Annotated in this window: 22 protein-coding genes; 6 read left to right on the forward strand and 16 right to left on the reverse strand. The window is 56.5% G+C overall.

Going from position 1 to position 23,071, the window contains the following annotated elements; genetic code table 11:
* Window positions 1–444 carry a hypothetical protein gene (locus tag ACSQ26_RS18735; protein ID WP_436011476.1) on the forward strand — a complete coding sequence of 148 codons (444 nt, stop codon included), beginning with the start codon at window positions 1–3 and terminating at the stop codon, window positions 442–444.
* Between the two features lie 495 nt (window positions 445–939).
* Here ACSQ26_RS18735 and ACSQ26_RS18740 read toward each other — a convergent pair whose 3' ends face one another.
* On the reverse strand, window positions 940–1,749 hold the full coding sequence (locus ACSQ26_RS18740; RefSeq protein WP_436011478.1) for a replication-relaxation family protein: 810 nt from the start codon (window positions 1,747–1,749) through the stop codon (window positions 940–942).
* A gap of 342 nt (window positions 1,750–2,091) precedes the next feature.
* On the opposite strand from ACSQ26_RS18740, the gene ACSQ26_RS18745 reads away from it, so the two are divergent.
* Window positions 2,092–2,634 carry a hypothetical protein gene (locus tag ACSQ26_RS18745; RefSeq protein ID WP_436011480.1) on the forward strand — a complete coding sequence of 181 codons (543 nt, stop codon included), beginning with the start codon at window positions 2,092–2,094 and terminating at the stop codon, window positions 2,632–2,634.
* A gap of 432 nt (window positions 2,635–3,066) precedes the next feature.
* Here ACSQ26_RS18745 and ACSQ26_RS18750 read toward each other — a convergent pair whose 3' ends face one another.
* From ACSQ26_RS18750 to ACSQ26_RS18785, 8 genes are all read right to left on the reverse strand, one after another.
* Window positions 3,067–3,672, reverse strand: coding sequence for a hypothetical protein (locus ACSQ26_RS18750; RefSeq protein ID WP_436011482.1), 606 nt, complete (start codon window positions 3,670–3,672; stop codon window positions 3,067–3,069).
* A gap of 243 nt (window positions 3,673–3,915) precedes the next feature.
* Entirely contained in the window at window positions 3,916–4,317 is a 402-nt protein-coding gene (locus ACSQ26_RS18755) for a helix-turn-helix domain-containing protein (RefSeq protein ID WP_436011484.1), read from the reverse strand.
* Between the two features lie 99 nt (window positions 4,318–4,416).
* Window positions 4,417–4,605, reverse strand: a complete 189-nt coding sequence (locus ACSQ26_RS18760) for a hypothetical protein (protein ID WP_436011486.1) — start codon at window positions 4,603–4,605, stop codon at window positions 4,417–4,419.
* A gap of 22 nt (window positions 4,606–4,627) precedes the next feature.
* Window positions 4,628–5,293 (reverse strand): acyl-homoserine-lactone synthase, encoded by a 666-nt coding sequence (locus ACSQ26_RS18765; protein ID WP_436011488.1) that lies wholly within the window; start codon window positions 5,291–5,293, stop codon window positions 4,628–4,630.
* A 109-nt stretch (window positions 5,294–5,402) separates the two neighbouring features.
* On the reverse strand, window positions 5,403–6,128 hold the full coding sequence (locus tag ACSQ26_RS18770) for a LuxR family transcriptional regulator (RefSeq protein WP_436011490.1): 726 nt from the start codon (window positions 6,126–6,128) through the stop codon (window positions 5,403–5,405).
* Window positions 6,129–6,740: 612 nt separating this feature from the next.
* Complete coding sequence (locus tag ACSQ26_RS18775) at window positions 6,741–10,475, reverse strand: Ig-like domain-containing protein (protein ID WP_436011492.1); 3,735 nt, start codon at window positions 10,473–10,475, stop codon at window positions 6,741–6,743.
* A gap of 79 nt (window positions 10,476–10,554) precedes the next feature.
* Complete coding sequence (locus ACSQ26_RS18780; RefSeq protein ID WP_436011494.1) at window positions 10,555–11,289, reverse strand: hypothetical protein; 735 nt, start codon at window positions 11,287–11,289, stop codon at window positions 10,555–10,557.
* Between the two features lie 138 nt (window positions 11,290–11,427).
* Window positions 11,428–12,072 (reverse strand): recombinase family protein, encoded by a 645-nt coding sequence (locus tag ACSQ26_RS18785; RefSeq protein WP_436011496.1) that lies wholly within the window; start codon window positions 12,070–12,072, stop codon window positions 11,428–11,430.
* A 548-nt stretch (window positions 12,073–12,620) separates the two neighbouring features.
* Here ACSQ26_RS18785 and ACSQ26_RS18790 point away from each other — a divergent pair.
* Complete coding sequence (locus ACSQ26_RS18790) at window positions 12,621–12,866, forward strand: hypothetical protein (RefSeq protein WP_436011497.1); 246 nt, start codon at window positions 12,621–12,623, stop codon at window positions 12,864–12,866.
* 24 nt (window positions 12,867–12,890) lie between these two features.
* Window positions 12,891–13,271 (forward strand): hypothetical protein, encoded by a 381-nt coding sequence (locus ACSQ26_RS18795; protein WP_436011499.1) that lies wholly within the window; start codon window positions 12,891–12,893, stop codon window positions 13,269–13,271.
* A 48-nt stretch (window positions 13,272–13,319) separates the two neighbouring features.
* On the opposite strand, the gene ACSQ26_RS18800 is transcribed toward ACSQ26_RS18795, so the two are convergent.
* The gene (locus ACSQ26_RS18800) at window positions 13,320–13,520 is read right to left on the reverse strand and encodes a helix-turn-helix transcriptional regulator (RefSeq protein ID WP_436011501.1); all 201 of its coding nucleotides are present in this window, start codon (window positions 13,518–13,520) and stop codon (window positions 13,320–13,322) included.
* A 211-nt stretch (window positions 13,521–13,731) separates the two neighbouring features.
* On the opposite strand from ACSQ26_RS18800, the gene ACSQ26_RS18805 reads away from it, so the two are divergent.
* Entirely contained in the window at window positions 13,732–14,763 is a 1,032-nt protein-coding gene (locus ACSQ26_RS18805) for a hypothetical protein (RefSeq protein ID WP_436011503.1), read from the forward strand.
* 888 nt (window positions 14,764–15,651) lie between these two features.
* A complete protein-coding gene (locus ACSQ26_RS18810; protein WP_436011505.1) occupies window positions 15,652–15,819 on the forward strand; it encodes a hypothetical protein in 168 nt (55 codons plus the stop codon).
* A 269-nt stretch (window positions 15,820–16,088) separates the two neighbouring features.
* Here ACSQ26_RS18810 and ACSQ26_RS18815 read toward each other — a convergent pair whose 3' ends face one another.
* From ACSQ26_RS18815 to ACSQ26_RS18840, 6 genes are all read right to left on the reverse strand, one after another.
* Window positions 16,089–16,850 carry an ABC transporter ATP-binding protein gene (locus tag ACSQ26_RS18815; protein ID WP_436015348.1) on the reverse strand — a complete coding sequence of 254 codons (762 nt, stop codon included), beginning with the start codon at window positions 16,848–16,850 and terminating at the stop codon, window positions 16,089–16,091.
* Window positions 16,847–17,680 carry an ABC transporter ATP-binding protein gene (locus tag ACSQ26_RS18820; protein WP_436011507.1) on the reverse strand — a complete coding sequence of 278 codons (834 nt, stop codon included), beginning with the start codon at window positions 17,678–17,680 and terminating at the stop codon, window positions 16,847–16,849. Before ACSQ26_RS18820 ends, ACSQ26_RS18815 begins: the two co-directional genes overlap by 4 nt.
* Window positions 17,677–18,606, reverse strand: coding sequence for an ABC transporter permease (locus ACSQ26_RS18825; protein ID WP_436011509.1), 930 nt, complete (start codon window positions 18,604–18,606; stop codon window positions 17,677–17,679). The genes ACSQ26_RS18820 and ACSQ26_RS18825 overlap by 4 nt, the downstream gene beginning before the upstream one ends.
* Window positions 18,603–19,664: an ABC transporter permease gene (locus ACSQ26_RS18830; RefSeq protein ID WP_436015350.1), complete on the reverse strand. Its 1,062-nt coding sequence runs from the start codon at window positions 19,662–19,664 to the stop codon at window positions 18,603–18,605. Before ACSQ26_RS18830 ends, ACSQ26_RS18825 begins: the two co-directional genes overlap by 4 nt.
* 21 nt (window positions 19,665–19,685) lie before the next feature.
* The gene (locus ACSQ26_RS18835) at window positions 19,686–21,329 is read right to left on the reverse strand and encodes an ABC transporter substrate-binding protein (RefSeq protein WP_436011511.1); all 1,644 of its coding nucleotides are present in this window, start codon (window positions 21,327–21,329) and stop codon (window positions 19,686–19,688) included.
* A gap of 167 nt (window positions 21,330–21,496) precedes the next feature.
* Window positions 21,497–23,056 carry an FGGY-family carbohydrate kinase gene (locus tag ACSQ26_RS18840; protein ID WP_436011513.1) on the reverse strand — a complete coding sequence of 520 codons (1,560 nt, stop codon included), beginning with the start codon at window positions 23,054–23,056 and terminating at the stop codon, window positions 21,497–21,499.
* Window positions 23,057–23,071: the final 15 nt, after the last annotated feature.

Here is a 23,071-nt window from a genome sequence, read left to right on the forward strand (position 1 = left end):
ATGGGAATAGCGGCGTCGTCGGGCCGTGTTGGCTATGTCCTTTTGGTCGGGAGGAAACTCTACACTTGGCAGCTTTCAAAGAAGGCGGCTGAAACTCCCGAGGAAGCTACGCGACTGACGAGGCTCTGGATAGGCCGCACAAAACCCGACGTGGTGGTGATGGAGAAGATTACCGAGGGTTGCCGCAAGGGGAAGCGAACGAAAGTCATTATCGAAACCATCGCTGACGTTGTCGCAAACATGGAACTCTACGACATTTCCGTGCTGCGCCCGCGCAACTTCAGTAACAAATACGCCGAGGCGGCTGCTCTCGCCGATCGTTTTCCCGACCTAAAGCCGCGCCTTCCACACGGCCGGAAAGTCTGGGATTCGGAGCCTCGCAATACGACAATTTTTGAGGCACTCGCATTGGCGTTGGTGGTGATCGATCGGGAGCCAGGTTAATCAGATTTTGGCTGTGGCCTTTTAGCTTCCAACTGGATAATGCGCAGTTTCGCGTCGGCGAGTTCAGTCGCAAGCTGCCTAATCTGTGAAGCGAGTTCCCGGTCGTGCGTTGTGGGTTGGCTTGTCTGGGGCCACTGCGAATCTTCGCTGAAGTTCGCCTCGGCCGGTTCTGCCTCATCTACAAGTCCGAGCAAGCGTCGCATTCTCGCGTCGCCACCGCCAAAGGGTATTGCATTTCCACGAAGAAAGCTCATCAATGGCTCCATTCATGATTGAACGAAGCCACCGAGAAATTCGGCTTTTATCCCCAGATGAAAATTTGCAAGCGGCGATCCTAAGGTCTATAATTTGTAGGTGATTCATTGCGGATCACTACATCTTGGGGATGCTCGTCTCCATGCATAAGGCGGTCGGCTTCTTCGAAGGTTTCCGATCGCCTTTTTCTATTGAAGCATATAAATTGTGGCCGAATGAAGCCCGCGTGAAGCAATTCTTTCAACAATCTATAGATCGAATCCGCAACTCCAAGTTTGGAACCCCCCAATACTCTTTGAAGGCCTTCGCCGTTATGATTTCCTCGTATGCTGCCTGCTTCAGAACCAAGCTTGATAGCTTGGCAGTGGAGCGCCTCTTCGGGCTCGTATTCTCGCATTCGAGCGCAAAAAAGCGATATCGCTTTTCGCCGTCGATCAGATACTCAATCCCATAGAGCGCGTCCGGCACGATGTGGGTGGACATCGGCGCGGTCAGGCTCGGCATGTGATGACTTGTCCGAAGGGTTACAGGGATGGCTAGTGGCTGCTTAGCGTGCCGAGTCCTCTCCGGCATCCTGGCGAGAATCTCATCAACCGGCACGAACCGTTGATCTGGCGCCTTCTTCGCAGCTATCTCTGCCTCTACAAGAGCGTCAACGATCATCATAGCGTGGTCAAATTGAGGGGTCGCGCCCGTTCGGCCCTTCGGCGCGAATGTTGTCGCCCGATCCGGCAACGAGCCACAAGTTTCCAAGTGTCGGAGCCCTTTCGGTGAGAGTTCGTAGACAAGCGGCATATACCGAGCATCAAAACGCCGCCATTGTATCGCCGGTCGATCAACGAGGGCAACTTCATGGTAGAGGTCACCTAAACGTTCGATCAGCCGCTTCTCGGATCGAGGACGGAGAAACGCTATAAGCTGCGTCGCCCGCAAATACCGATAGCGAAAGAGCAGACGGAGAATATCAGTATCCCGCTTGGTGAGGAAAATTCGCTTGCCGCTCGGCGCGCGCTTGAAGCGTGAGCGGCGGCCCAATTGATCACGCGGCATTCTTCTCTCCCCTCTGAGAAGACGATGCCGATAGCAACGCCGGCGATCAACGTTCGCTACGGGGCGGTATGTATTGCTTTGGACGTCGGCGCTCCGGTATGTTCACCGATCACAAATTCGCGAGTGTCGTGAGTTTCAGAGTATCGGCTCGTCCTCGCTTGCCTCAGGGTGCTCGGACACAACGGAAAGTGCTGTCGCGGAAGCCCGTCACTAAGCTTCTGCTGGGCCGTCAGCCCTGTTAGATGTATCCGTCGCGATTTGGGGCGACCGTCACGGAGTACCCAATCTACCGGGCCAACATAATGGCGCGGCATCTTTTTTTTGGAGAAGGCAAGTTAATCAATGCTGTTTCAAGATGCACATTGGAAGCGCGAACTTGGCCAATACCGCAACGACATCGCCTCTCTTCGTCTGGATGAGAACTGTAAGGCCGAGGACTTTTTTCGTGCGGATCGGCCAATCTACTACAGCGCATTCGTCGTGCGCAAACTCGTCGAAGATAACGCGGTTACCGATCCAGTCGCGGCAAAGCGAATCCAGGTGCGTGCGAGCATGGCCAAGCCAAACCCTCGCTATTCATTCGTCTCGCATAAAGTCGGTATGAACCTTAAGGACTATTTCGATTTGGATAAGTCGCATCAAATGGGGATCAAATACAGCGAGCTATCGAGCGAAGTGATGCACGCTAACGGCTTCGTCTGGGATATCACCGACCCCAGCAACCTGCTGTTCAACGTCTATTCGTACATGAATACCAAACGTCGCATCCTCTGGGTGTCGGTGGCGATTTGGATCGAAATGCTCGATGACGTTATTAGCGACGAGCCCCAGGACTGGTGGACAGAAACCGACAAGCACGGCAACATCGTTCTTCATGCCAAATAGGAAAAGCCCACAGACCTACCGTCCGTGCGACCCGGCCGTTGTGCGGGTGTTCCACCGATACCGGAATCTCCACCGGCATAGGAATTGCAATCCATAAAGACGAAGATGTGCGCAGCATCAATTCCACGGCATAGGTTCGCCTGTGTCTGGTTCATCGTTGCTTTCAGGTTGTGGTGAACTCTCCTGCTGCCCCTGTAGCGCGGTATGGTGGACAGCATACTTGGCACGCATGGCGTCACGAAGCTGCTGCCGTGCCTCGGCGTTCATTCTTGGTTCCTTTTCCATGCTGCCGGCCGGTATGCCAATAGCAACTGCGGTCGTGGTCGTGCCCTTCACAAACGCCGCAAAAGACAGCTTGGGTTGGCGAACGTGCGCTTCAGGCTGCGGCCTACATTCTCCAGAAAAAGCGATCCGCGCCAAATGGGATATTGGTCAGCCACCTTTTAGCACAGCGAGCTTCGCCGCCGCCTTGTCCAATGGCCGGATGACGATCACTTCGCGTTCATCCCAATGCTTGGCGCTTTCTAAAACCTGCCGCAGATATTCGGAGACCACTTCAAGGAACGCCTCCTTTTTGACCAGTGCGATGATGCTGTCGCAATGGAAGGTGCGGCCACCGTCGAGCAGATCGGAAACCAGAATCTGCTCCCGCAGAGATTTGAAATAGACGGCGGTCATCATCACCGTGACCAGCATCATGAGCGGTATGGCAGACCAGAACGAAATGAAGAACCAAGATAGGATGAAGACAAGAAAACCGAGAAGCAGCGCCGGCCGGAAAGCTTGCTTGAGGTCGTCGATTGGATCGCTCACCACCAATGCCGTTTTGGCAAAGCGGTATTTCTTGATCAGCGTCTGTTCCTCGGCGTCAAGCTCCAGTTCGGCCTTGAGATGAAAGATAACGCCGCTGCCGAACCGAAGCGGCACCAGAGAAAAGATCGCGCCGCTGGATTGATCCCTTGCCAGTAACAGATTCATCAGTCGCCCTCCCGATGCTCCGAAGGATTGCGAGTGTATCGCATTGAACGCAACCGTCAATAGTATGCATATGCGCGCAGCGCGAGAGGGAGAGGCCGTGAGTGGGGTTATGCACGGAAGTGCATAAATCACTTTTCCGATGGGCCTATTTTCATTCGGCTATGAAGCGCAATAAGCAGGTATGTCCGCGTCCCAAAACAGGTTGGCGATGGGGATACAGAAACCCCATCAGTATCCCCATAAAGAACCCCTCGCGAAGTGACGCGCAATGGGCTGAATATTCAAAGGATGAGCCGTGCCGGGTCAGCTGGCTGGTGGCGCCTCTGGTTCGCCGTCATCCACGGTGGAATGCGCGACGGCCTGGAGCAGCGCTAGCATCTTGAGCCGGAGCCGATTGTCCTTGATCGCATGAAAGGCCTTAAGCAGCGCCAGACCCTGCCGGGTAAACAGCTCGCCGGACGGGAGGTTGTCGTTGTTCGACTCCGGCATTTCGATGCCTTTGAAGAACACGGATACGTCCGCTCCAAGGACCTTGGCGATTTGTACGAGGCGGCTGGCGCTAACGCGGTTCGAGCCCTTCTCATACTTTTGCACTTGCTGGAAAGTGACCCCGATACTGTCCGCCAATGCAGTTTGCGAGAGGTCTCGCTGTTGCCGCAGCAGACGGATTTGTCGTCCAACACTCACGTCCACGGGGTCTGACATGGAGCGGTCTCCTTCCTGGTTGCGTTAGCCGATCACTTTTGCAATTTCTGGCAAAAGGTCAAGCAACCGTCAACACGGGGTCCGACCGCTCCACACCATTTAGCGCTGATGTTTGATCGTGACAAAGCTGTCGTTGTCCCCATTGTCGTTGCCATTCCTGAGCGACTGCAACTCCACCTTTGCCATCTCGAAGAGATAAACTAGGATTTGCCCATCCGCTGCCTTGGCGAGATCGACGCTTTGGTCGAGGAGTTCAGCCAATCGGCGATAGATTATTTCGTTACTCACCGTTCCCATCCCCTTGTTCCAATCATGCCGCAGCAATGAGATTCTTGACCACAGGCGAAGGCGTTCTGGGCGTTTTCCTGTACAGTGGCAGATCGATTTTGAGCGCAGTGCGCATCCTCACGAGCACCTCGTCAGATACCTCGAACGCCCCGCAGCAGACCGGGTACTTGCCGAAGCCATCGGAACGACCCAATTCATCGACCTCGGCGCCAGCGCGCTTGTAGATGCGCTTGAGTTGCGGCTCGTAATTGGAAATCATGGTGTGGATGCCGTGCGCCATGGCACATTCGCAGAGTGCCAGCAATAAGAGACAGAAAGCACGACCGGCATCGATCTCGGGGAAGTCCGCCTGGATCGCTGCCTCATCGACGCACATGCGGGTTCCTTCCCAGATGCCAGGCGCCATCAGATCGACATCGGCCGGGAAGGTGCGACGGAACACGTCGTGAAGCAGCGTCGGGCCGGTGGTTGGCATCAGTCGAAGGGAGCCGTAGAGCTTTTGCTTGCTGTCGTCGCACCAGACGAGGTAAACCGGCCGCATTGCATCGTAACCATCGCGCTCGTATTCCCCGACGACCGGTACATCCCAGTTGAGCTGATCGGCGAATACCCGCTTGCGCAGCCGGTACATTTGATCGGTGAGCCAGGCATGCTTGGAATATTCATGAGACTGGATCGTGATAAACATTGGAGTTCCCCTTTTTGGCTTTCTGCCGAAGGGAAACATGATCCAAATCGGGACCGGCGGAAATTCCCACCGATTGGCGAACCAAATCAGGTGCCCCAGAATTGGGGTATTAAGGATTGATGATCCGCATCTGAATGGCCTTGGTAACGGCTTCAGGAAGGTTCGAGCAAACGAGCTTGAAACGGCTCGACTTGAGATAGGTCGTCGTCGTGTGTTCGGAAAGTCCAAGGAGAATGGCGATTTCCTTCGCGCTTTTGCCGCGCGCGGTCCAGGTGAGGCATTCTATTTCCCGAGGCCCCAACTGCGGCAACGGGTCCTTGTCGCCGTGGAGTTCGGTTATGGCTTTCCGGTGTATCAGGTGAGCGAGTTCCGCCCAATTCTCCCGGTTGACGGTCAGTTTGTTGATCCACTCCTCGTCAGCAGACGCATTGTTGATTGAAAAAAGCGCACGCCGCCCAGCTTTGTCCGTGACCGGAATTGAGTAGCCGAACGGGCCGACGCCATTCGCGATGGCATCCATCATCAATTCATAGGCCGCCGGCGTCGGCTCCAGCTCCGACCATTCGAACGGCAGCTGTCTGGCGAAGCCCTCCTGCACGATCGGATCGATCTTGACGTAGTCGCGCATCAGGTAACGAGCCACCCACTTTTCGGGATAGCTCGTCCGGACGAAGGGAGAATCCACATTGCCGGTGACGGTCTGCGCGAGATGATAGGTCGCATTGGCCACCTGATACTCATCACGAAAGATATTTACCGCGCTTTCTACATTGGCGCTGGCTTTAATTGCCGCGAAGACTTTCTCGAATACTGCACGTCCATGCCCGTCGTCCATTTCTGGCCCTCGAAATTTAGGGGTATTTGACGCCAAACGAAGCCCGTTGGCAAGTGTCAATACCCCGTATTTGGGGTATCGACCTGGTTCTACTCAACTGTTACGATCTATAAAACTAGAAGTAGGACAACGCTTTGATATTCGCGCGAGGACCATAGGTGAGCGGTAGTCGAGCAGAGCCTGACGAGGAAATTCGCCTCCAGGCACAAAACACTCTTTTGGAAATCTATGGCGACCTGGCGACATCAGAAGCCCTGACCCGCGCGCTCGTGTCTGAGCGCGATGGCAACCGAGACGTCGCCATTATGTGGATCGATGTCTATCGTTCAATATGCGACTATGAGGCCCGCCCGCTGGGGTCTGCCATTGTCTGTTTGTGAGTGACTGCACCCCAATATTGCCCGGACGGCCGGGATAAACAGAAAGGGCTCAAGCATCAGCTTGAGGGCTTGGTTATGCGCGGAAGTGCATGGCTCGCTTTTCGATGGGTCGATTTCCGTTTGGCGCTATGAGCAGGTATGTCTACGAAAATATGGCAGCGATGGGGATAGGAATATCCAATCAATATCCCCATCACTGTTAGCGGCGCAAAGCCCTGCGCACCGCCGCTATTCAAAGCATAAAGTCGTCAGCTTCAAGTTCTCTACGCTTCACGCCTTGAAGAATCAGTTCGTCACCGAACCCGAAATCGAACCCAACATTGTCGCCGTCTGTGAAGCTCAATTTGCGAAGTTCCTTGAAGGAAGTTAGGTCGAAGGAACGCAGGTCGATTACGTCCTTGCCGGGCTGAAAGTCCGCGATGATGTCCTTGTCAAATCGTCTAGCAAACTTGAAAATGTCGTCCTGACCGTTTCCGATCAGCAGGTCGTCATCACTGCCACCGGATATGAAATCCACACCTTTGCCGCCCTCGACACGGTCAGCACCGTCTGCTCCCAATAGGCGGTCGTTTCCACCAAAGCCGCGCAATATATCGTTGCCGTCACCGCCATCCACTCTATCGGCGCGATCGGTTCCAACGATATCTTCATGATCTTCTGTTCCCACGAAATTGCGACCGACCTCCGAAAGCAAAACACTTTCCTTGGCGCCTGTAATAGTGACCGTCACATCGCTCGTGCCGTAAAACCCAGTTCCATCTGAAACGGTGTAGGCAATGGTGATGGACGCCGTTTCGCCAATGTCTAGGGTGTCGAATTTTCCTCTGGGATCGATGACTACCTTACCATCGACCATCTCGGCATAGATATTTTGACCGTCAGCATCCACGGCCGAAACAAAAAGCTCGTTTTCGTCAACATCGCTGTCGTTTAAGGCTGCATCGAAAAGAATCGCCTCATCCTCGGTCACCGAAACTTCGTCGTGCTCGGCGGTCGGCGCCGTGCTCAAGATGTCCTCGACGGCCACGTCGCCATCAAAGAACCGAAATGCCTCGATCTCATAGACGGTATCGATACCTTCTTGCCCATCGGACCTGAGATCTTCGACACGGTACGAGCCATCGTCATTTCGCAATATGCTGAAATCCTGGCGCTCGCCCCAGAAGAATGCGGCATCTATCCCGGAGCCACCGTAGATCAGGTCGTTACCTTGCTCACCGCGTAGTTCGTCGCCGCCGCTGTCGCCGTAGAGAGTGTCATCGCCAAGGCCGCCGCGAACCTCATCGTCGCCGTTGCTGCCATGAACAACATCGTTTCCTTCGTCGCCCCAAACAATATCGTCATCCCAGCCGCCATTGATATCGTCATCGCCGTTATGTCCGCGAATCCGGTCGTCGCCCCTGCCACCTTCGAGGACATTGGTTTCGTGATCGCCGTCAATGGAGTCATTGCCATTTGAACCGATGATGTTCTCGATATCGTACAGGGTATCGCGACCGAAATCATCGCTGACCGCGACCTCGTCGAAGAGATTGATGGTCACGCCGAGTTCACCGTCCCCAAAATCGGCGGTGTCAATTCCATCCTCGCCATGAAGGAGATCATTGCCGCCATCCGCTATGAGGATGTCGTTTCCGTCGCCGGCATACAGCAAATCATCACCGAGGCCGCCTCTGAGGACATCGATACCCGCTTGGCCGGCTAGACGATCGTCGCCGCTGTCTCCCCAAAGTTCGTCGTCGTCCTCTCCGCCGAAAAGTAGATCATTCCCAGAACCGCCTCTCAGGCTATCATCATCCTCGTCACCATACATTTCGTCGTTGCCATCACCTCCGCTGAGGCCATCTTCCCCAGCGCCGCCTTTGAGGTAGTCATCGCCATCGTCGCCATCGACATCGTCGTCTCCCACGCCTCCGTGCAGGTAGTCGTCACCGTCATTGCCATTCAAATCGTCATCGTCGTCCTCGCCGTGGAGCTGGTCGTCGTCTTCGCCGCCGTAAAGTCTGTCCTCTCCCTCGCCGCCGAAGAGCGTGTCGTCACCGTTCTCACCGTAGAGTCTGTCCTCGTCATCGTCGCCGTAGACGATATCGTCACCGTCGTTGGCATAGATTACATCGTCCCCATCATGCCCTCGATAACGGTTGTCTTCCTCGACGCTTGGCGCACCGCCTTGCTCCAATATCAAACGGCTCGGGTGGTCGTCATCATCATCGCCTTCCCAGTGCCAGTAGCTCGGCGTGGAGGGCAGGTCCGGCTCATCGGTCTGGTTAAGGCCTTCGGCATTGCCGTTGCTGGACTGGTCGCTGCCATAGAGCGTGTAATTGCCAATCGTGCCACTATAACTGCTTACTTTGGCATAATAGGTTCCGCTACTTGCCGCCGTCCACCGAATGAAGGACGATAGCCCGAGCACAGAGTCGTCATTCCACGCGACGCGGTTGCCTTGAGCGTCAAAGATTTCGAGAACGGTGTCCAGTTCGGTGTAGGTCGAGATATTTGCCAGCGAGAAGAAGGTGTATTCGGTCCCGGCGGCGACTTTGACGCTGAAAACATCTGCATCGGCCCCGGTTTCAATTTTGCCCGAAATGGACTCGGCGGCACCGACCGAGTCTGATACCCAAGTCGCTGCGTCGGCTATGGTATCCCCATGATCATCAGAAACCGGCTCAACGCTCATAACATCGCTGATATTGACAGATTCCAGGCCGACGATGCCGATTTGTGTATAACTTGTGTCCAGAAAGAGAGTCGGGAGTTCTGACGAGTTCAGTTGGTAAAAGGTTGGGCGCTCGGGCGAATTCGACTCGAAATTGGCACCTGACAGATTGCTAATTGGTTCGATTATCGAAAAGCTCTCGAGCAACAATTCCCGCACACTCTTCGTTAGCAGATCATGCATTGAACGACCCAGGTCTGCGAGATTAAACAAAAACGTCCTCGCTGACGAACTGGTCAGAACGGCTTGAAAACCTCCGATAGCCTCATAGGTGTGGTTGATTTGAACTCCGTCGCGAATAAGGCAATTGGTAGGCAGCGAACTAAAAGGAATTTCTCGATCACTAAACCTAAATCGGTCCACCTCCTCAAAACGATCCCATCCTTGTTCGCCCAAGCGCCGAGCCTGAACTGTCTCGCCAATGCGCCGAATATTGAACTCTTGGAGACTCCCTGAAAATATGGCTGTGTCGTTGCCACCACCTCCGACAAACAAATCGTTGCCAGAGCCGGTCAGGAATATGTCGTCGCCACTCCCTCCGGTGATAATGTCGCTGGTATAGGCATTGTTGTGAAGTAAATTGCTGTTAAACTCGTTTCCAACTCCAATGTCGGAGAGGGAGATGTCTGTTCCGCCTCCTTCTTTCTGTCCACCGAAAAAAGTTAGCTCGTTTAACAGCGCCCTATTGTCATCTTTTGGACGACCATCGGCATACCAGCCGTCTGTACCATGATTTAAGCCTGAACCATCGGCATGCCATTTGCTAAAGTGAATATGTAGATGAGAGCCATCCCCACCACCGCTTCGGTCAAGGAAGCCCGTATTTCCTGTACGGGCTATTTCTTCGCCTGCGCCGATCCAGTAACTATGGCTACCCTCATACATTCCATCATCGTCTAACGCGTCCCAGTACCCGGCCGCGTCCGTCGAAAGATCATACTTCGAAAGCAGCGCAAGCACGCTATCCTTCTCCAGATGAGCGTAAGTTGTGTAAAACTTGAAGGTTCCCCCGTCTTTCTCAATAGAATGTTCAATAGTGACGAAGTTTCCGAAACGTGATCCGTTGTCTTCGCCTTCCGCATCTCCACAGAACGCCGAAATCAATCTGCCGGAGGTGATAGCAACAACTGCTGTTCCGAAGTCGACGTCAAAATCTAAAGCCGCCGCATCAAATCCTGTGGAATGGGAGCCGCTAAATGGAGTTTGTGTAATCCTGACGGGACTGCTGTATGAAACGGGAACAATGAGCACCTCACCCCTCCTCAAAAAAATTATCTTCGTCAGACCATCCAGTTTATTCAGTTAATTCAACGGATCTATTTTATTTATTCTATAAAGCTTCGACTTGTATATGGTATAGGTCTATATATTCTAGCTTGAGTACAGAACCAGCGACTTCGCTCTGTCCGACATACCTATCAGCGATTTCCGCTGGCAATACTCCAACAATAATTTCGCCCGTACCTACCCACGAAATAAGCGCTTGTTCCCAGCGCTCGCCGAACCAAAAAATGCCCTCGTCAGATTTGACATCGGCGGTTGTTTTCTTCCAAACATCATATACTTTAATCTCGTTCTTTTTCCCACTATATACAAGCAAAAATCTACCCCCGGGCGAAGCGCTTGCCACGTCGCCCCCACGGTAGAGCCATTCTGCTTTATCGGTATCTCGATCATATCTTAAAGATTGAGGAGAGGGGTCCTCGGAATTGGAAGGCCGGACTGTAATATGATAAACGCCATCGCCAACGTGGTCGCATGTTTGCATTGAATATTGCTTGTAGATGTACGGCTCATCTTCAAGAAGCATTTTGACAGAATCGCGCATTTTGTCGGTACATTCAAGCGCAACGATTTGATTCTGTGACGCCTCTGATTTGACATCGTCGCCAAGATGTTCGATCGGTGCATTCGAAACCATTGGCGTCTTATCGGTAATGCCATCCACAATGATCGGATTTAGATCCGCAATGTAGCGACTAACGCCATATGTAGCGAAAGAGGCCGCTATTAGAATTGAGGTTAAAAACAAAGAAAAATAGAGATAAATTAGTTTCATATTCAAATTGTATACGATTTTCCGGCAAAATAGAAGCATCGTGCGGTCGGTACATCTTGTTGAATTGGGGAAATTCCACTTTCGCAGCGCTCTCACTCATGCGAATAGCGATGCAGAAACAGAAAACTATCCCCATCCCGTAACTCATTCTGAAGCAGCCTCCACAATCCTGTAGACCATGCGCGGATGCATACCATGAGCACGGGCCACCTCCTTCACTGGACTGCCGGAGCGTACCGATCGAAGCACCTCGTCCCGCTCGCTAGCGTTGAAGCGAGGCGGACGGCCGAGCTTGACACCGCGCGCACGGGCGGCAGCCAGGCCGGCTCGGGTCCGCTCCGCAATCAGCGTCCGCTCGAACTCCGCCAACGCCGCGATGAGGTGGAAAAGCAGTTTGCCGCCCGACGAGCTAGCATCGAAGCTCTCGGTGAGTGACCGCACGCCAATACCTCTCTCGGAAAGGTCTTCGATCAGGCCGACGAGCTGGACCAGGGAACGGCCAAGTCGATCGAAACGCCACACCACGAGCGTGTCGCCCGCCCTGAGGGTAGCGAGCGCCGCGTCAAGGCCGGGTCGAGTCCATTCCGTTCCCGAGACACCGCTGTCTTCAAAGATGCGGTCACAGGCGGCCGCGCGGAGCGCGTCCTGTTGCAAGGCGAGGTTCTGATCATCCGTCGAAACGCGAGCATAGCCAATCATCGCCGGCTTCGTCGCCCTGGTATCGCAAGCGGTGCCTGCTGATTTCTTGATGCGCGATCTGGTTGTTTTGCCTTTGACAGAAATGGTCATATTCGCCGGTTAAGCCGCCCCGCTTCCTCTCATCACAGAACTCCGAGAGTTCCAGGGAGGAGAAAGCGAGAAGACCCCATGCAAAACATTGTGTCACATAGGACCGTTTTTGGCACGTGCTTTGGGGGAATACATCGCGATGGGCACGTACATCTTGAGACGCAAAAGCATCGCCCATTCAGCTCGGCGATCGGCCGGCATTTTTCTTAAAGCATCATCAAGTAGGTCCATCAGGTATGAGTTTTTCGCAATCGCCTTCGCTTTCGCAATCGGTGCTGCCGCGCCAGCAGCGGCAGCACCGTGTCAGACGGTGTTCGTGAAAAAGTACCAGATCACCCTGAAACGGGGTGGCGTGAGCAATGTGCGGCTCAAAGGTTTCAATGGCGTCATCTATACAACCCTGCGTCCGCGATTTCTCATTCTGTACACTCCCTCCACTGGGAAATGTGGGTGGGCTAAATACTAATAAATAACTCCCTGGATACCCAGTTGCCAGTTTCGGCAGCGGGGTATTTTGTCAACAGAAGACAATCATTAAGGAGGACTGCATGAAGAAGCTCGTGCCCGCATTACTGCTTGCCACCGCTGTCGGGGTCAATCTCACCCTGCCTGGTTTCATGTCTCCGGCAGAGGCCGCGAAATGCAGGACAGCAAAAGCACCCAAGGGGCTGAAGCGCGGGAACCACATGGGCACGACGAGTCTCGGACTTAAGTACCAGCTTTCAGACAGGCCGGGATGGATTTATGTGCGCGACCCGAAACGAGGAGGATGGGTCGTGGCGAAGTGCTTTTGATCGTGACAACTGAAAGGGGAAGCCATGATTAAGGCCATCAGCGTAATAGTGGTCGCCGCCGTCATCTCTGCAAATGCGTCGGCGGCATTTGCCAGAAGCACCGGTTGGGTCAGCGGGTTTGAATGGATACGCATCTCGAAGACCCTCGACAAGAACGGCGAAATGCCCGTCTCGGTCGTCTGCAAGGACTCAGGATCGAAAGGTCTGACAAACATCAGCGGTTTGGCGAAAGTCGAGATTCAGAAGAACCCCGGCAACGTTGCTTGGTACTGGGCCTACGGGGCTCGGGTGAAGCAAGTCAAAGCAAGGCTGGAGAAGCGAGGATTCAAGCTCGTGAGCTTCAGCGAATATCGTCGGTCTTCCGGCCTCAAGATTCCCTGCGCGATCTGGCATAAGAAAAAATAGGTAGTGGGGTGGTGCCGTCGCACCACCCCCTCCCTTTCGGGAGAGCCGTTAGGCGCTTTCTCTACGATCCAGGCGTTCCTTGAGCCAGGCCAGCACCTCCTCTTCCACCCAGCCTACTCTGTTGACCCCAAGCCGTACCCGCTTGGGGAATTGGCCGGCGGCTTCCAGGCGGGCAATGTGTTGGGGAGAGTACAAGACCAACTCACGCACCTGCCGCTTTGACAGTATCCTCATCACGATAACTCCCATGTGGGAGGCGTCGCGACGCCCCGGTTAACGACATTCCCCGAGGTGGTGGAACCATACCACAAAACGCTTGAGTTGCATCAGGTTTCAGCTAAAGATTCAATCGCCGATCGACACGGTCCCTCGGCCAGTGAATTGTTGGCTGAACCGCACGGAGAGGAAATAGGGCACTGCTTCCTTAGTTGGAACCGACAGCAAATACGGAGATTCTTGCGTGAGCGAAGGACGAACACAACTGCTGAGCTTCCCTTTTTGGATGATCATGCATGAGCAAGACTTTCCAACCATCTACGAGCTTGCGCGGCCCAGTGGATTTACGCGGTTCTACCCTCCATTTCGAAGTTCGCCGGACAACTACATCTGGATGCCATCAATCACAGTCGACGCAATCCCTACGCCCGCAGGTACGCCCTTGAATATCCGCGAGCGCAAAACGCTCCGCACTCTCGCCACCTACCCCCGACTTGCGAAAGACGGAAAGCCCACCGCAATGGAGCTACGCTGGGATGACGCTCGGTCCAGCGACATGCCAATGGACAGTATGCGCATCGATGACTATGGCGATCTAGACTTCGAAGAGTTTCTAAGTGGATTTTTTAATCATCTACGGGCGGCCTCAAAACAGTGGTGGATCGGTAGGTCGGTCGCGCCCCTATATGGCTTTTACAGAAACGATTTCCGCGTCGATACGCGCGGCCGTAATCTAGAAGCCCCTTTAACGAGAGGACAGGGAACCACGTCCGGTCTTCGTGAACGCAGCATCGGCACTGCCATGTGGAGGGAAGCAATCGACAGGGCGCTAAGCCGCGAACCCGTTCCATATTTCGAGTTGCAGCTTCTGGACGCGCGCTATGGTCTAACCGCAGGTGATGCGGCTTTCTTCGTGCTCAACGCTGCTGGGGCGTGTGATGGGGTTAAGGATATTGTTGTTGAGGAGCTTTGGGCGAAAGCAAATCCGGGATCGCAATTCGACAAATGGCAAGTGGCCCGAGGGTTCAATTTAATCGAACATATCGAAGGTGGACTGAAGAAGATTTCAGGCCGTTCGTTCAAACAGGAGCATTCTGCGCAGTTTCGAGAACTTGCCGAACTCTGGTCTTTGAGGAACGACGTAGCTCATGGCAAGCCTGTCTCATTTGCGGCAATTGAGCATATCAACAAGGAACAGAAGAAGCGTTCTAAGGGATTGATGGATGCGGCAGAGACTTTCGTTGAGTGGTGCCAGGCTTTGCGGAATTCGCCGTAGGTAGGTAAGCTCGGGCAGACTGGTCGAGAGTTTACCCAATTTGGCTCAGATACTCCCCGCCAGGTCATGAATGGGTGCATTGAGACACGCAGAGGCATTCGACCACTAAAGGAAAATTTCTGTGGATAAAGGCACCGAACTACGGAATCAGTGCGAAATCTGGGTAAAAATGCGGGTAACGGCGCGCTCAGTAATAAGAAAAATAAAAACAATATCAATTATGTAGACCATTATAACGAGTCCTCTTCTGGCACCATTCCCTTTTCAGACTGTCCTACACGGTCCGAAAATACCCCAAGAAGCCCGGTTTTCCGGGTTTTTTGCTTTTTTACCATCCAGATTTTGCAGCAACGGGCCGGGGCAGAAAGAACGAACGACCCGGAGCGGTAGGTAAGTGTGGGCGATTTGCCGCTGCCCCATCGTTCCTCAACCGCGAATAATGCAGGTCGCCGGAACGTTCATTCATCAAGCGCGTCGCACGTCGCCCCAGGCCGGGTGTCCCGAGATCTGGCTCTATTCGAGGCGCGTGATTTCCATCTCACTGCCGTCGCCCGGCAGCTTGATGGTTGAACCGCCCGACTATCTGCGCACTTGCTAATTTTGTGTGTTGATCGGCCGATCAAATCAGCGCATATCTGAATTGACCGGACGGCATCGTACCCCTGTCATTCCCCAAAATGGCTTGCCGGCTCGGTCACTTACATCTTTCAATCATAATATATAGGAGTAGACCCCTTAAAATTAAGGGGTATTGTATCTGCACATCATACACTCAAGGGGTCTGTCATGCTGAACACAATTGAGGTTCGAGGACCAACAACCGGCCCAAGGGACCGAAGACGCTCGCTAGAAAGCCGCAGGGAAGCGGCGGCAGTTGCAAGGCAGATCGTGCTCCAGATGATCCGCGCTGGCTGGCGCGAGACGGAGGCTGCACTTGCGCTCGCTGATGCGCTCGATGACTACTGCCTCTATCTTGCGGAGCATGTGTCTCATGATATTCATCCCGCCAACTCCAACGACATCCGGGGCGTGCCCGCGCGGTCGATCGATAGCTAGAGCCTCTTGCATTGAAATGGAATCGGTTCTGCCGGAGCAGGTTTTCGTCAGGGCAGAGGCGATTGGCGAAGGTCGTACCCGGATGTACGGCCGAGCCGATCGCCTCTGATCCTGGCGGAAAGATGCCCGGCCCTTCGGGTTGGCTGAAGCGGGCCGCCTCTTTGACCGGCCGGCTTGGCCGTATGCTTTGGCTACGACGCGCGCCCGCCGGTCAAACATGCGACTCCGCTTGAGCCAACAGAACCGGTTCCATTTCAATGCAAGAGGCTCTAGACGCCAAGCTGGTCGCGCGTAAAACCCTTGCTCGCCAGCATCAGTTTGCTCGTGTAGCTCTCGGAAATCCTGCCGGCGATGAGATCGGTGGTCGATAGCCTCTCGACGACCCGGCCGGTCTGCATGACCGCCAGGCGATCGCACATATGGGTGACGACACCGAGGTCGTGGCTGACCATGAGAAAGGTCAGCCCGCGGTCGTGGCGGATCTGTTCGAGCAGATTGAGCACTTCGGCCTGCACCGACGCATCCAGCGCCGATGTCGGTTCGTCGAGGAGTAGGATCGACGGTTCGACGATAAGAGCGCGGGCGATGGCCACGCGCTGCCTTTGCCCGCCCGAAAGCTGATGCGGATAACGGAAGCGGAAACCCGAGCTCAGCCCGACCTCATCCAGCGCGGTCTGGATCCGCCGTTCCTCATCGCCGATGCCGTGAATGACGAGCGGTTCGAGCAACTGGCGGTCGACCGTCTGGCGGGGATGGAGCGAGCCGTAGGGATCCTGGAACACCATCTGAACGCGGCGGTAAAAGGCCCGGCTGCGGCGGCTGGCTGCGAGCGCGGTACCCTCAACTGCGATGCTCCCCGCGCTCACCGGTGCCAGGCCGGCGATGGCGCGCAGCAGCGTCGATTTGCCGGATCCGGATTCACCCACCAGGCCGAAGGACTCGCCCTCGTTCACCGAGAGGCCGACCCGGTCGAGCGCCAGATAACCGGAGTAATCGACCGACAGGCCGTCGATGGAGATGACCTCGTTCATAGTGCCCATTCGGCCTTTCGCTCCAGCACGGGGAGCGGGTGCCGGCTTGTGCCGATCGATGGCATGCAATTGAGCAACCCCTTTGTATATGGATGCTTGGCGTTCGGCAGTTCCGATGCCTTCAATTCCTCGACGATTTTGCCGGCATACATGACGATGACGCGATCGCAGAAGGAGGAGACCAGGCGCAGGTCGTGCGAGATGAAGATCAGGCCCATGCCACGTTCGCTGACGAGCTTGTCGAGGATGCGCAGGATTTCGAGCTGCACCGTCACGTCGAGCGCCGATGTCGGCTCGTCGGCAATCAGCAGTTCAGGTTCGGATATCAGCATCATGGCGATCATCGCGCGCTGGCCCATGCCGCCCGAGACCTGATGCGCGTAGAGATCGAAGACGCGGCTCGGATTGTCGATCTGCACGGCTTCGAGCATGGCGAGCGATTTTTCGCGCGCCTCCGATTTGCTCATGCTGCGGCGTGACCGGAGCGTCTCGACGATCTGGCTGCCGATGGTCATGACCGGGTTGAGCGAGTATTTCGGATCCTGCAGGATCATCGCAATGCCTTCGCCACGCAGTTCGCGCAGCAGCTTCGGCGTCGCCGACAGGAAGTCCATGCCGTCGAAGGTCAGTTCTTTTGCAGAGACCTCCGCATGGGGCGGGTTCAGGCCGATGATGGCACGGCCGGTCTGCGATTTGCCCGAGCCGCTTTCGCCGACGATACCGAGCCTTTCACGGCCGAGCTCGAACGATATGCCGCGCACCGCCTCCACACGTCCTGTGCGGGTGGGAAAGCTGACCCTCAGGTCCTTGACGGTCAGCAGGCTGCTCATTGGCCGCTCTCCCGGGGATCGAGCGCATCGCGCAGGCCATCGCCGAGAAAGTTGAAGCCGAGGCTGACGATCAGGATGGCGACGCCGGGCATGGTGGCTACCCACCATTGGTCGAGAATGAAACGGCGGCCGGATGCGATCATCGCGCCCCATTCCGGCAACGGTGGCTGCGCGCCGAGGCCGAGAAAACCGAGGCCGGCGGCGGTGAGGATAATGCCCGCCATGTCGAGCGTCACGCGGACGATGACGGAGGAGAGGCACATCGGCATGACATGCCTGAACACGATGCGGAACGGCGAGGCACCCATCAGCCTCACAGCATCGATATATTCGGAGTTGCGCAGGGCGAGCGTCTCGGCGCGCGCGATGCGGGCGTAGGGCGGCCAAGAGGTGAGCGCGATGGCGATGACGGCGTTTTCGATGCCGGGGCCGACGGCGGCGACGAAGGCCAAAGCCAGCACCAGTTTGGGAAACGACAGGAAAATATCGGTGATCCGCATCAGGACGGCATCGATCCAGCCGCCGGCATAACCGGACACCGTGCCGACGACCAGACCCAGCGGTGCCGCGATGACGGCCACCAGTGCGACCACGAGAAGCGTCAGCCGCGTGCCATAAAGCAGACGAGACAGGATATCGCGGCCTTGATCGTCGGTTCCGAGCAGGAACCCGTCAGTTCCCGGAGGAAGCAGGCGGGAGCCGGCAAGATCGCCCGCAAGTGGATTATGCGGCGCCAGCACGCTCGCGAAAACCGCGATCATGATCAGCGCTGCGATGATCGCCAGCCCTAGCACGGCCATCCGGTTGGCACGGAAACGCGCCCAGGTCATATAGGCCCGACCGAGACGGGCCTGCATGCGCGATTGCGGCCGTTCGGACATCAGCCATTCGCGGCGTGTAATGCGGCTCGAGGTCAGTTCTGTCATCTTGCGCGCGTCCGCGGATCGAGCGTGCGGTAGAGAAGATCCGACGCGAGGTTGATGCCGATGAAGACCGAACCAATGACGATCGTGCCGCCGAGCACGGCATTCATGTCGGCATTCTGCAGCGAATTGGTGATGTAAAGTCCGAGGCCCGGCCAGGCGAACACGGTTTCCGTCAGCACCGAGCCTTCAAGCAGGCCGGCATAGGACAGTGCGATGACGGTGATCAGTGGCACGGCGGCGTTTCTCAAGGCGTGGCCCCAGATAATCCGGGTTTCCGAAAGCCCGCGCGCGCGGGCGGCGACGATATATTCCTGCCCGAGTTCGTTGAGCATGAAATTCCGGGTCATGCGGCTGATATAAGCGAGCGAGAAATATCCGAGCAGGCAGGCGGGCAGGACGATGTGGCGGGACACGTCCCAGAACACATCCCACTTGCCCTGGATCATCGCGTCGAACAGGAAGAAGCCGGTGATCGGGGTGAACGTGTATTCGTAGACAATGTCGATACGGCCGGGGAACGCCACCCATTTGAGCTTGGCATAGAACAGCACGAGGGACAGCAGCGCGAGCCAGAATATCGGCACGGAATAGCCGACAAGTCCGATGGCGCGCACCACCTGATCGATGAACGAGCCGCGCTTGACTGCGGCGAGCACGCCAAAGGGGACGCCGATCAGGGCGCCGATCAATGTTCCCAGCGTTGCGAGTTCTATCGTGGCCGGGAAGACGCGGCGGATGTCGGTCATGACGGGGTTGGTGGTCAGCACCGAGACGCCGAAATCACCAGTCACCGCCGCTTTCACATAGAGGAAGAACTGCTGATAGAGCGGCAGGTTGAGCCCCATCTGCTCGCGTGTCCGTTCGACCACGCTTGCCGGCGCCCGGTCACCGAGCACGGCCAGAACGGGATCGATGGGAATGACCCGCCCGATGAAGAATGTCACCGCGAGCAGGCCGAGATAGGTGGTCAGAACAATGACCAGAAAGCGCAATATCGCCAGAAATATACCGCCGGTCCGGGGCTTTGGGCGCCGGGCCGGTACCGATGCGTCAATGATGGTCAACCGGCCGCCTCCGGGTCAGTTCTTGGAAACGTTATAGACGAAGTTGGTGTCGAAGCTCGGACCGAGCTTGAAGCCGGTCAGCTTGCGGCTGAGGCCCGCGACTTCGGTCTGCTGGAAAATTATGACGAAGGGGCTGGTTTCCAGCACGGCTTTCTGCAGCTCCTGGTAAGTTGCAGCGCGCTTGGCGGAATCCTTTTCGAGCAGTGCCGCGGCGGTCTTCTTGGTCAGATCCGGAACATCCCAGGCGTTGCGCCAGGCAAGCGTCTTGGTCTTGCCCTCGTCGGAATTATCAGGATTTGCAGTGAAGGTCTCGGCATTGGAATTCGGATCGAAATAATCCATCCCCCACTGGCCGATATACATGTCGTGATTGCGGGCGCGGTATTTGGTGAGCGTCTGCTTGCCGTCGCCGGGGATGATTTCCATCTTGACGCCGGCCTGCGCGAGGCTCTGCTGGAAGGATTCGGCGATGCCCGTCACGGGCTGCGTATTGCGCACGTCCATTGTGACGGAGAAGCCGTCCGCGAGGCCGGCTTTCGCCAGCAGTTCCTTGGCCTTGGCGACATCGAGCTTGTAGGGGTTCTCGTCGAGTTCGCCCAGCACGCCCTTGGGCAGGAAGGTCTGGTGGATTTCGCCGATACCCTTGATCAGCGTCGAACCGATCGCGTCGTAATCGACGAGATATTTGAACGCTTCCCGCACTTCGGGCTTGGCAAGATTCGGGTTCTTCTGATTGAGGCTGATATAATAGACCGTGCCCTTCGGCGCGCTGGTGGTGGACAGTTCGGCGTTTTTCTTGATCGCGTCGAGATCGTTGGGCTCGAGATTGCGCGCGACGTCGATGTCACCAGCCTCGAGCGCCAGCCGCTGGCCGGAGCTTTCCTTCATGTGGCGATAGATGACGCGGGCCAGCTTGGCCTTTTCGCCGTAATAATTGTCGTTGCGCTCAAGGACGACGGCTTCATTGGCGCGCCATTCGCGCATCTTGAACGGACCGGAGCCGGCATAACCGGTCTTCAGCCAGCCATTGCCGAAATCGTTGTCGTATTTGTGTTCCTCGGAGGGGGTGACGGCAGCGACATGCTCCAGCACCAATTTCTTGTCGACGATCGCGCCGACGGTGGCTGTCAGGCAGTTCAGCACGAAGCTCGGCGAATAGGCCTTGTCGACGGTGAATACGAATGTGGTCGCATCGACGGCCTTCGCCTTCTCCGTGACGTTGTCGCCGTTGAGGCCGAACTGGTTGATGATGAAAGCCGGGCTCTTGTCGAGCTTGATCACCCGCTCGAACGACCATGCGACATCCTCGGCGGTGATCGGATTGCCGGATGCGAATTTCAGGCCGGGCTTGAGCTTGAACGTATAGGTCAGGCCGTCATCGGACACCGTCCAGCTCTCGGCCAGATCGCCCGTGACCTTGGACGTGTCGCTCATGTCGAGGCGGACCAGCATGCTGTAGGAATTGCCGGTCATCTCGGCGGTCGAAAATTCGAAGGCCTCGCCGGGATCCATGCTGATGATATCGTCGATCGCAAAGGCTTCGACCAGCGTATCGGCCGGGGTCTCGGCAAATGCAGGCGCGCCGGCGGCAAGAAGAATGGCGACGGCAGCGGTGGCGGCGAGGGCTTTGAACTGCCGGTTCACAATGTGGATCGTCATCGATTTTTCCCCTATCGGCCGTTTGCGGCCTGTTCTTCGTGGCGGAATGACTGGGGTGCTATTTACAAGACGAACAGCGGTCCCGTCAAACATGTCTCCTGCCGGAAACCTTGACAGACTATCCACCGCGAGCCTTCGCGACAATCCTAATTCTTCAGCGGGGAAGATCACGCATTCACATCAACTTTACCGGTGCTCGATGTGACAGCAACGGGTTGGGCAGCAGCGCCAAGCGAGGCCATGCGCTTCCAGATCGGCGTCATGGCCACCATGATGTCGCAATAGATCTGGTAGCGCTGATCATAGAGCGCGGCGAGTGCCGGGTTTGGCGCATGATGCCGATCGAGCTTGACCATCGATGCCGCCCCGGCGGTGAAATCCGCGAACAGCCCGACCCCGGTGCCGGCGGCGATTGCCGCGCCCAGCGCGCCCGTCTCATGCGAGCGGGCGATCGACACCGGGACGCCGAGGACGTCGGCGAATATCTGCGACCAGACCTTGCTGCGCGAGCCGCCGCCGGAAAGCACCGCTTCGTCGAACGAGGCGCCGGCGCCTCTCAGCCGCTCGATATGCCAGCGGTGACCGAACGCGACGCCTTCGAGCACCGCACGCATGAGATGCGCCTTGGTGTGCCAGCCGGCGACACCATAAAAACCCGCCCGCGCGTTGCCGTCGGCCTGTGCGCCATAGAGGAAGGGATGGTAGAAGGGTGCCGCGATCCGGGGCTCCACAGAGGCGGCGAGATTGCAGCAGAGATCGAAGGGCGAGGTTCCCTCCGGGCAATCGGCGAAGAACTGGTTCACCATCCATTCGAGATTGGCCGCCGAGGTCGCGCTGTTTTCCATCGCCATGTAGCGGGTGCGGTCGAAGCTCGAGGACATGAAGACCGGCGCATCGAGTTCCGGTGTGTCGACGATCACCTGGTTGATGCTCCAGGTGCCGGCGATGATCGAGGCCGCGCCCGTCCGCGTCACGCCGGAGCCGATGGCCGAGGCGATGACATCGAACAGCCCGCCCACCACGGGCGTGCCCTCGGCGAGACCGGTCAATGCGGCGGCTTCTGCTGATACCCGGCCGGCGATCTCGTCGCTTTCGACAAGCCGTGGCATGACAGGCATGCATTCGCCAAGATCATAGGCGTCGAGGATGCGAGCGTCATAACGTCGTTGGGCAACATCGAGAAGTCCAGCGCCAATCATATCCGAGACATCGCTGACCCGTTCGCCGGTCAGCCGGTTGGTGATGAAGTCCTTGCAGAGCAGTAGGGTGCCGATCCGCTGGAAAAGCGCCGGGTCGTGGCGCTTGAGCCAGGCGAGCAGGGTCGGCGTCTGGGAGGGCCATGGCCGCTGCCGCGCGATCGGATAGACGATGTCGCCCACGCCGGTTGCCTCCAGTTCATCGGCGAGTTGCGAGGCCCGGGTATCGAGCGACTGAATACCGATCAGCGGGGCGCCGTCGCGGTCGAGCGCATAGAACCCATTGCCGTGTCCGGCGCAGCCGATCGCCGCGATCCGGTCCGCTGCTATGCCCGATCTCTCGATGCAGGTGCGGATGACATGCTGCGCATTGGCCCAGAATTCGTTCAGGTCGCGCTCGACATGGCCTGCCTTCGGCATCCGGCTATGGCCCTCGCGGGCGGCATAGGCCAGTTCCCGGCCGGTCAGGTCGAAGATGACGGCCTTGATGACGGTATTTCCGGCATCGAGGCCGAGCAGATATTCTCCCATGGCGAACCCCTCCCA

The organism is Rhizobium sp. LjRoot254 (genome assembly GCF_964254105.1).
In the GTDB taxonomy this organism is placed as follows: domain Bacteria; phylum Pseudomonadota; class Alphaproteobacteria; order Rhizobiales; family Rhizobiaceae; genus Rhizobium_E.